The sequence below is a fragment of the Coleofasciculus chthonoplastes PCC 7420 genome (genome assembly GCF_000155555.1).
Classification (GTDB): domain Bacteria; phylum Cyanobacteriota; class Cyanobacteriia; order Cyanobacteriales; family Coleofasciculaceae; genus Coleofasciculus; species Coleofasciculus chthonoplastes_A.
In genome coordinates this window covers 24,737-37,404 of record NZ_DS989868.1, presented here as the reverse complement: position 1 = coordinate 37,404, position 12,668 = coordinate 24,737, and the positions used below count along the sequence as shown (strand labels likewise).

Here is a 12,668-nt window from a genome sequence, read left to right as displayed (position 1 = left end):
TAAGTAGTCGGACAAAAGAAAACGGCACGCTCCGAAGTCAGTTCGGTAAACCGCCCTCAAAGCCTTACTGTTCCCTGTTACACACCGAGCATGTTGCCGAGCGTGTTACTGAGCGAAGCGTTCGACTGAACTTCGACAGGCTCAGTTGCCGCGCTCACCGTCGAAGCCTCACGCCGAAGTCCGAGGTATTCCCTAATCTCAACCGTTAACTTTAATTGTGTCCACCTACTTATCCCAGGGTTCAATTAACCTTGTGCGTGATTTGTTTCAGTCTTGTTAAAGATGTTCCACCGGAACATCCCTACGATTGCGATGCTGTAGCATCTAATAATTTCACGTAAGCAATGGGGAGAACAAGGGGCCAAAATAACGTCGCGATGCCCACAGTCAGGAAAGATAAGACGTTTTTCTGAGGTGATAGTCCTGCTCCTTTTTTGAGAAAGCGTAACCAAGTGGCTAATAAGTAAAGCCCAGTCAACATGTAAACACTAATAAGCAAAAGTGTCATCTTTAAGCTCCAGGTATAAATAAACACAGTTCATCAAAGTCTCAGATATTATAGCAGATGTCTATTCAATTTGCTAATTCTCACTTGATTGTCTAGTCTATTCTATCTGGATGAGTTGTGAAATAGCTACCGGACTGGGCAAGGTTTTTCGCCTCATCTGTTTTCACAAATCATTTGAAATAGTTATAAATACCTTAAGATAAATTCTGTTCGTTGTGTTGATAAATATTAACAAGTATCAACTTCTGATTGTTTCCCGTTCCTTGACAATTTTAACCTTTAATTTTGTCCAACTACCTATCGAGCTATTCTAGGTTAAAAAGCTGGAATCCGGTAATGTTGAGTTTAATGAGATGCACCCTTTATGAAACAATCTGCCTAATGTTTTTAACTTGGTTCAGCAGAACATCTCTACGATTGTGATACAGTCGCCTTCAATAACCTTACGTAAGCAATGGGGAGAACAAGGGGCCAAAATACTGTGGCGACACCAATGGTGAGTAACGATAAAACTTTTTGCTGATATGACATTCCTCTTCCTTGTTTAAAAAAGCGTAACCAAGCGACTAATAAATAAAGCGAAATAAGCGTGTACAGACTGATGATCCAAAGGTTCATAGCAAGACCCAAGATGTAGATGAAAACAGGTGGATCAGATTTTAGATTCTGAGAGATATCTGATCTGATGTGTTTTGACTATTCAAATTATTCTTCATTGTCCAAATGTAATCTGTGTTACTTGTCCTTAACTCCGGTGATATTCAGATGATCAACTTGTGAGAGAGCTGAGAGTAAAGTGTGATATTGTTTTTTGATTAATATGATGAAGATCACAGTCATCTCTGGGTAACTGGTTTAGCAACAATTTACTACGTCCCGCTAGGCTAACGCGACACCATACAAAATAAAGTCTAATGTTACTGATTTTAAGGTGAATGCCACTGACTGGTATACTGGTGGGCAATGCCCACCCTACTGGCTTGGCAAGTTTATTTCACAGCGTATAATCATTCATCCTGGATAATTTAAACGTCAGAAAGTCCGATGAACAAAACCTGGAATCTTTCTCCGTTAGGACGATATTTTTTCAATGTCTTAGCCCTGACGCTAATTTATATCGCTACTGCCCCAATTTTTAGCCGTCAAAATATTATCCCCTTGATCTGGATTCCCGCCGGAATTAGTCAAGCCGCCCTCTTGTTACTGGGGCGCAATCTGTGGCTGGGTGTGGCTTTGGCAGAGTTATCTAGGGCGATATTGATGGGAATTCCGGGAACGGTTGCGATCGCCTCCTGTTTAGGCTGTACGCTACAAGCGTTGTGGGGTGTAACATTGGTTCAATCCTGGGAGATGCATCCAGGGTTAAATCGTCGTCGGGATGTGGTTAAATTCCTGGTGGGTATGGTTCTATTATCCTCCCTGATTAGTCCAACCATTCGTCTGCTGGGTGAAGTTGTGGCGGGGGAATGGGGTGCAGGGGATTGGCTGCGGTGGTGGTTGAGTAATGTTATGGGACTTTTAGTGGTTACGCCTGTACTGTTGACTCAGGGTGATTCGATGATGCACTCAGGGGATCAGGAAGATGAGCAGGTAAGTCCAGATTTAACACTGAGTCAGGGCGGGTTTTGTACAAACATTACTATCAATAGCGAAAAGCAAGTCACTAAACCCGCCCCTACAAACCCTTCCCTCGAACAAAATCAAAATTCAACACTTTTATGGCAGGTTGGAGTCTGGCTAATTGGATTGGGAATCGTGAGTGGGTTAGTGTTTGGTGTTTTCTCGATTCCCGCTAGTTCCTCGGTTATTGTAACAGGTGATAGCCTAACGGTTGCTGAACCAATTGGAGTCCAGTTTCATCAACAACTTACTACTCAGTTAAGCGAGTTGTTAAATCAGCCTTTCTTTCAGGTTGACTTAAAGTATTTGCTATTTCCGTTTATTTTATGGTCAGCCCTACAATGGGGTCAACGGATTACAACATTAGGTATTGGTGTAGTCGCGAGTATCGCCTTTTGGCAACAGGCTGAGAGGTTTGAGTCATTTAATCGGGTTATCGTTTCCCAAGATGTGTTTATCGCCATCTTCGCCATAACCGCCCTGATTGTCGCCGCCATTGTCAGCGATCGCGCCACGGCTTACCAAGAATTATGCGATCGCGACACCCAGTCTCGCCATATCGTTGCCCATCTCGATCAACAGTTTCAGGAACGAACCGCCGCCCTGAAAGCCGCTAATCGCCAACTCTTAGCCGAAGTGGTGGAACAGAAGCAGATGGAGAAAGCGTTGCGGAAAAATGATCAACGTCTCTCTCTGTTGGTTCAACAAACGCCCCTGGCAGTGATTGAATGGAATACCGATGGGCATATTGTTGATTGGAATCCGGCAGCAGAAAGCATTTTTGGCTATTGTCGCGACGAAGCCTTAGGTCATCCGTCTACCCTCATTGTACCTCCGGCTGCCCAAGCTCAAATTAAACAGATTAAAGCTAAGCTGTGGTATGACAAACAAGTTGCTCGTTCTTGTAATCAGAATATCACTAAAGATGGCAGAACCATTATTTGTGAATGGTATAATACGCCTCTAATTGATAGCCAAGGGAATCTTCTTGGTATTGCGTCCATGGCATTAGATATTACTCAACGCCAGGAAACGCAAACGGCATTACGGGAGAGTGAGGAACGGTTTGCCCTAGCGATTCAAGCGAATGATAGCGGACTTTTTGATATTAATTTCAAGACCAACACCTACTATTATTCTCCCCAATTCCTGCATCTGATTGGTTATCCCGAAGACCGCGATACTCCCAGCTTTGATGAGTTGATGGCGCGGGTTCATCCAGAAGATCAGTCGATGGTGAAAATCAGCATCGATCAACTTTTCATTAGTGAACTATCGCAATGGAAGTTAGAGTTTCGCATGGTTCACTCCAATGGTTCAACACCTTGGTTTTTATCGCGCGGCTTGGTTCTGCGGGATGAAAATGGTAAGGTGACACGCATTGTCGGGACGCATACGGATATTAGCGATCGCAAACAAGCAGAAGCCGCCTTACTAGAGAGAGAGGAACAATTCCGTCAACTGGCGGAAAATATTCGGGAAGTGTTCTTTTTAACCACACCCGATTTAAGCCGTATGTTTTATCTAAGTCCCGCTTATGAGGAAGTTTGGGGACGATCCCGCGAAAGTCTGTACGACCAGCCGATGACCTGGTTAGATAATATTCATCCTTATGATCGCGATCGCGTGGCGGAGGCGTTAGGGAAACAACTGCAAGGGGAACAAGACTTTGAACAAGAATACCGCATTTTACGTCCCGACGGGAGTGAACGCTGGGTTTGGGTGCGGACGTTTCGGGTATTTGACGACAAGGGTAAAATGACCCGTATTGCTGGGATTGCTGAAGATATCACCGAACGCAAGCATTCCGAAGCCGAACTGCGGCGTCAAACCCTACAACGGCAACTCTTTGCCGAAATTACCCTGAAGATTCGCCAATCCTTACAACTCGATGCCATCCTGCAAACAACGGTAACAGAAGTGCGCCGAATTTTGCAAGTGGATCGAGTGGTGATCTACCAACTCAATGATGATGGAACCGGCGTGATTATGACGGAAGCTGTAGTTCCTGGCTGGACACCGATTCAAGGACAAGAGATTTATGATCCCTGTTTTCGGGAAGGCTACCTAGAGCAATACCGCCAAGGACGCATTCGCGCGATCGAGGATCTCTACCAAGCCGACTTAGAACCCTGTCATATCGAACTTTTACAACCCTTTGGTGTGAGAGCGAATTTAGTCGTTCCCATTCTACAACGAGAGAACCTCTGGGGTCTATTAATTGCCCATCAATGTAGTGGTCCGCGACAGTGGGAAATGTTTGAAATTGAACTATTGAGTCAACTCGCGGATCAGGTAGGAATTGCCCTCGCCCAGAGTCAACTGTTAGAAGAACAAACCCGAATTAGTCAACAATTAGCCGAAAAGAATTTACACCTGGAACAAGCCCGCCAAGAAGCCGAAACTGCCAATCATGCTAAAAGCGAATTCTTGGCGAATATGAGTCATGAACTCCGCACTCCCCTCAACGGTATTTTAGGCTATGTTCAAGTTCTCAAACGTGAACCTCATCCCACCGCCAAGCAACAGCAGGGACTGAGTATTATTCAACAGTGTGGGGAACACCTGTTAACCCTACTCAACGATATTTTAGACCTGTCTAAAATCGAAGCTCGGAAAATGGACTTATGTTTAAGCGAATTTCAGTTTCCCCATTTTCTAGAAGGCATTATCGAAATGGTTCGTATTCGGGCGGACGAAAAAGCCATTGCCTTTCACTATCAACCTCTCTCTCCTTTACCTAAAATTGTCCGGGGTGATGAAAAACGATTGCGACAAGTGCTAATTAATTTGTTGGGAAATGCGATTAAATTTACGGATCAGGGGAGTATCACATTTAAAGTGGGCTATACTTCAGCCCAAGCACCAGCGACAGAAGCATCTAACACCATGCGCTTTCAAATTGAAGATACCGGAATTGGCATCGCGGCTGAACAATTAAACGATATATTTTTACCCTTCCATCAAATTGGCGATCGAAATCGACAGGTGGAAGGAACGGGGTTAGGATTAGCGATTAGTCAGCGATTAGTTCAACTCCTTGGCGGCGAACTGCATGTCGAAAGTAATGTTGGTCAAGGAAGTACCTTTTATGTTGATTTAGAGTTACCCGCCGTTTCTCCTGATCAGGCAATCGATGTGGTGGAAGACAGAATTATTAGTGGGTTTCGCGGTTATCCGCGCAAAATTTTGATTGCTGATGATCAATGGCAAAATCGTTCAATTTTAGTCAACTTGTTGTTACCCTTAGGATTTGAGGTACTCGAAGCGATCAATGGTGAAGACTGTCTCCAGCAAGCGCAACAAGAACACCCTGATGCAATTTTAATGGATTTGATCATGCCAAAACTCGATGGATTAGAAGCAACTCGGCGGATACGAGAAATTCCATCGTTACGAGATACCATTGTGTTGGCGATTTCAGCCAGCGTTTTTGGAGAAAAACAACAGCAATCTCTCGCCGCAGGTTGTGATGATTTTATTGGACAACCTATACAAGCTAAAACTCTCTTTGCTACTCTGCAAAAGCATCTCGATTTAGAGTGGATTTATGAATCCGACGATGCACCAAGTAGTGCTTACCCTTCAGAAAAATTACCTGATCAAAATGCCGAGGTTTCGATTACTGCCTCAAAGATTGTTGCACCGCCCCAAAAGGAAATGAATGTTCTTTATGAATTAGCTATGATGGGTGATATTAAAGGGATTAGTGAGCAAGCCGATAAACTTGAACAACTTGATTCGCGATGGGTTCTATTTGCCAAGAAACTGCGCCGTTTAGCCAATGGTTTTCAGGAAAAACAAATTCTAGAATTTGTGAAAAAATACATGAACGATAGAGGGGATTAAAATTGTTTAATTTAGTTTGGTTTGTAGGGGCAGGTTTTACTCCTATCGTGTTTTACTTCATCCAGATGTAATTAAACCCGCCCCAATTGAGTGCATAACGAAGGACTAATGACGAATGACTAATGACGACTAACAAATCACGAATGACAAATGACGAATGAAAAAGAAACAATTCTCATTGTTGATGATAATCTCACCAACTCAGAAGTGCTGTTAGATTTTGTGAGTGAGGCAGGGTTTCAGGTTATCGTGGCAAGGGATGGTGACAGTGCAATCAAAAAAGCTGAAGTTGAGCATCCCGATATCATTTTGCTGGATGTGATTATGCCGGGAATTGATGGGTTTGAAACCTGTCGGCTTCTGAAAGCTAATCCGGCTACCCAAGATATCCCAGTAATTTTTCTTACCGCCCTGTCTCAAACGGCGGTTATCATCAAAGGATTTGAATTAGGCGCAGTTGATTATATTATTAAGCCCACTCAGCAGGAAATCGTGTTGGCGCGAGTGAATACTCATCTGACGATTCAAAAGCTACGCCAAAATCTGCAAGTCCAAAATCAGCAACTCCAACAGGAGATTCAGCAGCGTCAGGAGGCTGAGGCAAAACTGCAAAAAGCGAATGCTCAACTGAAGCGTTTAGCCACGCTAGATAGTTTAACTCAGGTGGCAAATCGGCATCGATTTGATGAATATTTTAACCAAGTGTGGCGGATTTCGCGACGAGAACAATGGGTATTGTCGTTGCTTTTATGTGATGTGGATTATTTTAAACTCTACAATGATAGTAAGGGGCATCAAGCTGGGGATGAATGTTTGTATAAGGTGGCGCAAGCGATGAAACAGGTGGTAAAGCGTCCCGCCGATTTAGTCGCCCGCTATGGAGGAGAAGAATTTGCGGTGATTCTACCGAATACCCCAGCCCAAGGGGCGTTACAAGTTGGCAAATTTATTCAGTCGAAGCTAACTCAGTTAGGTTTGACGCATCCGCGATCGCCGATTAAAAATTCTGTCACCTTGAGTGTGGGGGTATCTAGCACTGTTCCTTGTCATCAAACCTCTCCGGAAGCGCTAATAGCGGCGGCGGATCAAGCATTGTATCAGGCAAAAGAAACGGGACGCGATCGCGCGGTTTTTCTGCCACTGGACGATCCTCACTCTCAGAGTGTATGCTCTATACCTTCCCCCTCTCGCTCCTCACCCCAGTGATTGCCTGGGGAAGCTATGTAGAGACGTGCCATGGCACGTCTGGAAGCTAGGGGAGCAGAGGAATAGGACAATAGTTAATCTTCTAGCGGGAGACAATAAAATAGCTGCGATCGCTCAGTCGAGCCGCCGTGGGACACACGGTGGGTAAGCTTTCTGAGGGTAAAGGTCACGTCCTGGAAGACGCTAAACTCTGCCTCCCTACGACGGAAGAATCACCCGCGCTTTCAGCCGGGTGAGTGTCAACGTTCATGGCAATTTCATCAGGTAATGAACCCTGAACGATGAACTATGAACTATGAACCAAACTACATTAGCCCCGATGAATGATGAACATTCTAATCAAGGCGTCATCGTTATTGTCGATGATACTCCTCATAATCTCGGTGTCCTCTTTGACTTTTTAACCGATTCTGGCTTCAAAGTTTTGGTGGCGCAGGATGGGCAAAGCGCTCTGCAAAAAGTCGAGTATGCGAAACCCGATCTCATCTTACTGGATGTGATGATGCCAGGGATTGATGGCTTTGAAACCTGTCGTCGCCTGAAAGCGAATCCAGCCACACGGGATATCCCGGTGCTTTTTCTCAGTGCGCTGTCTGATGCGGTGGATAAAGTCAAAGGATTTAATCTGGGAGCCGTAGATTTCATCACCAAACCCGTACAGCAGGAAGAAGTTAAAGCCAGAGTGACAACCCATCTGGCGCTCCGGAACCTGCAAAAGCGGCTAGAGGAGCAAAATCTGCAACTCCAAGCCGAAATTCAAGAACGACAACGAGCAGAAGCTTCCTTGCGTCAAGCGGAAGAGAAATATCGCAGTATCTTTGAACGAGCTACCGAGGGCATTTTCCAAGCCACGCCGGAGGGACGCTATATTACCGCCAATCCAGCCCTAGCTAAAATTTTAGGCTATACCTCCCCCGAAGACCTCATGGAACAGGTGAGGAATATTGGCGAACAACTGTATGTTGAACCCACACGCCAGGAAGAGTTAGCCGCTTTAATACAGCGCTACAACACCTTATCCGACTTTCAGTCTCAGGTTTATCGGAAAGATGGCAGCATTATTTGGATTGTGGAAAATATCGATACGGTTAAAGATGAAGCGGATAAACTCCTCTACTACGAAGGAACAGTATCGGATATTACCGAACAAAAACAAGCTGAAGTTGCTCTGACTCGCGCCCGTAAACGCGCCGAACTCTTACTGTTAAATATCTTACCTCAACCTGTAGCAGAGATGTTGAAGCGGGGTCAACGCACGATCGCGGAGAGTTTTAAAGGGGTAACGATTATGTTTGCCGATCTGGTTAATTTTACCAAGTTTTCCACCCAAACCTCACCGACTCAACTGGTTGAACTGCTGAATCAGATTTTCTCCAAATTTGACCGACTCGTCGAGGAACATGGCGTAGAGAAAATTAAAACCATTGGCGATGCGTATATGGTAGCGGCGGGACTCCCTCGGCGGCGTCTGGATCATGCTAAGGCGATCGCGCAGATGGCGTTAGAGATGCAGCGAGCCATTGATGAATTTAATCACGAAACTGGAGAAAATTTTCGCCTCAGGATTGGAATCAATAGTGGTCCTGTCGTCGCGGGTGTGATTGGCATTAAAAAGTTTAGCTACGATTTGTGGGGTGACACTGTGAATACGGCTAGCCGGATGGAGTCTCATGGCTTACCAGGTCGCATTCAGGTAACACAGGCGACTTATGAATTGCTCAAAGACGAATACGAGTTTGAGGAACGCGGTGTGATTCAGATTAAAGGTAAGGGAGAAATGACAACCTATTGGCTGCGGGGGAAAAAAATTCAGTAGACCGAAACATTTTCGGTTAAGTTCGCTCCGGGAGCGGAGAAGCCGAGGAGCTGGGGCAAAACTGTGCCAATTTGTTTGTGTATTACCTGCTACATTTCTCGGATCGTCATTCGTCATTCGTCATACTCGCGCAAGCGAGAAGCAAGCTATAGCAACCGCCATGGCTGTTAGGACACATCATTTATGTAGAGACGCGCCATGGCGCGTCTCTACAATGGTGCCGAACTTACTTTGATCTGAACTTAATGATTCAACTTCTATATTTAGGGTTGAAATGATTAATATCAAAACTGACAACACTAGATATAGGATACACCTAACTTAAATTTTAGACTGAACCCGCAAGCTGGGCGAAAAAAATTCGGCGTTGGAGAATGACAAATCCGCGATCGCGCTGATGTTTAGCTTTGATAAGTGATCATGAAAATATGACCCAGCCTCATCAACCTGTGTTACTATCTGGAATAATATTCACTTTATTTCGATCTCCTAATGAGCAAGGTTCTGGTGTTAAACGCCTCCTACGAACCGCTCAATGTCACCAATTGGCGGCGAGCGGTTGTTTTGATGCTCAAAGGCAAAGCGGAACAGATTGAACACAACGGCAAATATGTCTATCCAGAGTTACCGCTTCCCACAGTTATTCGCTTGCGCCATTACGTTCGGGTTCCTTACAAAGAAATTCCCTTAACCCGCCGCAATATCCTCTATCGTGATAGTCATTCTTGTCAATACTGCGGATACACGGGTGATGATTTAACCCTCGATCATGTGATTCCGCGTTCTCGACATGGGGGAGATTCTTGGGAAAACATTGTCACCGCCTGTGTACGGTGTAATGTCAAAAAAGGCAACCGAACCCCGAAGGAAGCCAACATGATATTGCGACATCAACCCCGCAGACCCTATAGCAGTTTGCACTTTGAGGTGGCTAAACAGGTCAAAGGCGGAGTCCATCAGGAGTGGCGCAAGTATGTGATTGGTGTTTAAGATCCCTGAAAAAATTGAATTTCAGATATTGGGCTATAAGTTATAAGAGTGGGTTCCAATGCCCATGCAATCACCAGCCCCTATTCCAGGAGCGATTGGTGTAAAACTATGATGGCTGAATACCTTGCCCACGATGGAATCCAACTCACTTAAATCTGTCAATAATAACGCTCTCCCCCCTAAAGCATCACCTTCGGATGGGAGTGCGGCTGCTTCACACCAACAGAAAACTTCCCAAAAAAATCCCAAGAACCGCAGTAACAATACCGATGAACGTCAGCGGCGTTTTGATGCATCCCAAGCTAAAATCGGAGAACTGCAACAGGTTTTAGATCGTCACAGTTCAGAACGCCAGCTTATTGTCATTCAAGATTTCCCTGATCCTGATGCTCTATCGAGTGCTTGGGCGTACCAGTTAATTGCCCAACAGTACAATATTCAATGTGACATTGTATATGCAGGAACTTTGTCTCATCAGGAAAACATTGCCTTGGTCAAGTTGACCAACTTACCTGCTAAGCGCTGGGGAATTCAGACATTGAAGGATCGGGATTTCTCCGTGTATCAAGGTTGTGTGCTGGTTGATAATCAGGGAACCACAACCCAATTAATGCCCTTTGTCAAACAAGCAGGTGTCCCCATTGTCGTCCTGATTGACCATCACAACCCTCAGGATAATCTGGAGGCAGAATTTACCGATTTGCGACCTCAGACAAGGGCGACTGCTACGATCCTCAGCCAATACCTACAAACCGGGTTACTTAAGCTGGATAGTAGCATTAGTACCCATGTTAAGTGTGCTACAGCACTAATGCACGGTCTACGTGCCGATACCGATCGCCTAATGCGGGCGACGGAAGAGGATTTCCTAGCGGCGGCGTATTTGAGCCGTTTCTATGACGTACAGTTACTTAATGCTGTCCTGCAAACTGCGCGATCGCGACGAGTCATGGATGTGATTGAGCGATCGCTGAAAAACCGCATTGTTCAGAATAATTTTTCGATGGCGGGGGTAGGCTATTTACGGTACGATGACCGGGATGCAATTCCCCAAGCCGCTGACTTTTTGGTGACTGAAGAAAATGTCCATACGGCTGTCGTTTACGGGATTGTTCACAACGAAGACGAAGAAGTCGAAGTCGTGATTGGTTCTTTGAGAACCAGTAAAATCACCCTTGATCCCGACGAATTTATTAAAGAAGCCTTTGGTCAAGACAATCAGGGACGATTCTTTGGTGGCGGACGCATGACCGCTGGCGGTTTTGAAATCCCGATTGGTTTCTTAGGTGGCTTTAATGACAATACCGAATACACCAAGCTCAAATGGGAAGTCTTTGATATTCAAATCAAGCAAAAACTCTGGCGCTTAGTTAATCCCAAAGATAATGTGATTCATGCCGATTAAATGAGTGTGGCTCTTGAGCATGACAGAGCTCAATATTTATTTATGCGGAGGATCAGTCCTTCAGACACCGTGGCTCCTGGCTACGTTGCTGTGGTTGAATTTGGCACTCCCAAAGCCCATATCGTTGAAAAATGCAGGACATAGAAACTCTTCACCGAGAAGCAATGGAATTGGTAGACCAGGCGGTCTTAGCTCGTCAACGGGGCGACGCTAAAGCAATGCGAGAGTTTTCTCGAGCCGCCTTTGCCCAAGAACGGGCAGCGGCTGATTTAGTTGCCAATCAACTTGACCTGGAACCCACCCGCTCTGTTTTGCATCGCAGCGCCGCCGTTCTCGCCCTAGAGTGTACTGAACTCCGAGAAGCCGAACGACTGATTGGACGGGCGCTAGCTGGCAATCCACCCGATGATATTGTTGACGAACTCCGTGATCTGCTTCTGGAAGAGATTTACTCTCAACGCCAAGCTATACGCTAATACGGATGCTTGATAATAAGTAGGTGGGGACAATTAAAGTTAACGGCGGAGATCGTCAGTACTGCATTGGCTTGGGAACTGTTATAAAAGCTCCAAGCATGAAGCAGGCATCGGCGAAGAAGCGTCAGAAATAACAACTTCAACGAAGTAAGTTGCCGTAGTTCATTAAAATCTTGATTGTATTCTTGGAGAACCCTACAATTTGAATTTTTAGGAAAAAATAAAAAACGGATGACAATAAAACTTTACTTGATCCGTCATGGTATCGCTGCCGATCGCGAAGACTATGCCAACGATGAAGATCGTCCCCTAACCAACAAAGGGCGCAAAAGAACCACCAAAGTCGCCAAGCAACTGCGCGATCGCGGTCTACGGTTTGACCACATATTAACCAGTCCCTTAGTCCGAGCGCAAGAAACCGCCGCGATTCTGCAAGACGTAGGTTTAGGTGAGCAACTCGACGAATTTCCCAGCCTTGCGCCTGATGGGGATATCCATACCTGGGTTAACTGGCTACAGAAATGGCGTCAAAACCGGAGCAGGGAAAGCTGTTTAGCGTTAGTCGGTCATCAACCGGATTTAGGCAATTGGGCAGAATTGTTGGTCTGGGGAGAAGCACAAGAAAAACTCGTCCTCAAGAAAGCGGGCATTATTGGGTTAAACCTGAAAGAAACAGGAGTTCCTCTGGGGCAAAGTGAGCTATTTTTGCTAACCTCTCCAAAATGGCTAATCTAAGCGATCCTTAAGAATTTTTGTAACACACGCTACTAATCTCCCAGTTTCTGGTAAGTTAGCCTG

Annotated in this window: 8 protein-coding genes; 7 read left to right on the top strand and 1 reads right to left on the bottom strand. The window is 45.4% G+C overall.

Annotated features, from left to right (window positions below; genetic code table 11):
- Nucleotides 1-301: 301 nt before the first annotated feature.
- Nucleotides 302-508 (bottom strand): hypothetical protein, encoded by a 207-nt coding sequence (locus MC7420_RS28835; RefSeq protein WP_044210369.1) that lies wholly within the window; start codon nt 506-508, stop codon nt 302-304.
- Between the two features lie 1,044 nt (nt 509-1,552).
- Here MC7420_RS28835 and MC7420_RS35805 point away from each other — a divergent pair.
- The 7 genes from MC7420_RS35805 to sixA all read left to right on the top strand — a co-directional run bounded on the left by MC7420_RS35805 (nt 1,553) and on the right by sixA (nt 12,605).
- On the top strand, nt 1,553-5,977 hold the full coding sequence (locus MC7420_RS35805; RefSeq protein ID WP_006105181.1) for a PAS domain S-box protein: 4,425 nt from the start codon (nt 1,553-1,555) through the stop codon (nt 5,975-5,977).
- A 150-nt stretch (nt 5,978-6,127) separates the two neighbouring features.
- Nucleotides 6,128-7,183, top strand: a complete 1,056-nt coding sequence (locus MC7420_RS28825) for a diguanylate cyclase domain-containing protein (RefSeq protein ID WP_044210367.1) — start codon at nt 6,128-6,130, stop codon at nt 7,181-7,183.
- Between the two features lie 295 nt (nt 7,184-7,478).
- Nucleotides 7,479-8,999, top strand: a complete 1,521-nt coding sequence (locus MC7420_RS28820) for an adenylate/guanylate cyclase domain-containing protein (RefSeq protein ID WP_006105098.1) — start codon at nt 7,479-7,481, stop codon at nt 8,997-8,999.
- Nucleotides 9,000-9,491: 492 nt separating this feature from the next.
- Nucleotides 9,492-9,989 (top strand): HNH endonuclease, encoded by a 498-nt coding sequence (locus tag MC7420_RS28815; protein WP_006105078.1) that lies wholly within the window; start codon nt 9,492-9,494, stop codon nt 9,987-9,989.
- A gap of 133 nt (nt 9,990-10,122) precedes the next feature.
- A complete protein-coding gene (locus MC7420_RS28810; protein WP_006105112.1) occupies nt 10,123-11,394 on the top strand; it encodes a DHH family phosphoesterase in 1,272 nt (423 codons plus the stop codon).
- 131 nt (nt 11,395-11,525) lie between these two features.
- Nucleotides 11,526-11,870 (top strand): hypothetical protein, encoded by a 345-nt coding sequence (locus MC7420_RS28805; protein ID WP_044210362.1) that lies wholly within the window; start codon nt 11,526-11,528, stop codon nt 11,868-11,870.
- A gap of 231 nt (nt 11,871-12,101) precedes the next feature.
- Nucleotides 12,102-12,605, top strand: coding sequence for a phosphohistidine phosphatase SixA (sixA, locus tag MC7420_RS28800; protein ID WP_044210359.1), 504 nt, complete (start codon nt 12,102-12,104; stop codon nt 12,603-12,605).
- Nucleotides 12,606-12,668: the final 63 nt, after the last annotated feature.

Coding starts and splice junctions, on each gene's coding strand:
- MC7420_RS28835 (WP_044210369.1), bottom strand. CDS start 508: ATGACACTTTTGCTTATTAGTGTTTACATGTTGACTGGGCTTTACTTA.
- MC7420_RS35805 (WP_006105181.1), top strand. CDS start 1,553: ATGAACAAAACCTGGAATCTTTCTCCGTTAGGACGATATTTTTTCAAT.
- MC7420_RS28825 (WP_044210367.1), top strand. CDS start 6,128: ATGACGAATGAAAAAGAAACAATTCTCATTGTTGATGATAATCTCACC.
- MC7420_RS28820 (WP_006105098.1), top strand. CDS start 7,479: ATGAACCAAACTACATTAGCCCCGATGAATGATGAACATTCTAATCAA.
- MC7420_RS28815 (WP_006105078.1), top strand. CDS start 9,492: ATGAGCAAGGTTCTGGTGTTAAACGCCTCCTACGAACCGCTCAATGTC.
- MC7420_RS28810 (WP_006105112.1), top strand. CDS start 10,123: ATGGAATCCAACTCACTTAAATCTGTCAATAATAACGCTCTCCCCCCT.
- MC7420_RS28805 (WP_044210362.1), top strand. CDS start 11,526: ATGCAGGACATAGAAACTCTTCACCGAGAAGCAATGGAATTGGTAGAC.
- sixA (WP_044210359.1), top strand. CDS start 12,102: ATGACAATAAAACTTTACTTGATCCGTCATGGTATCGCTGCCGATCGC.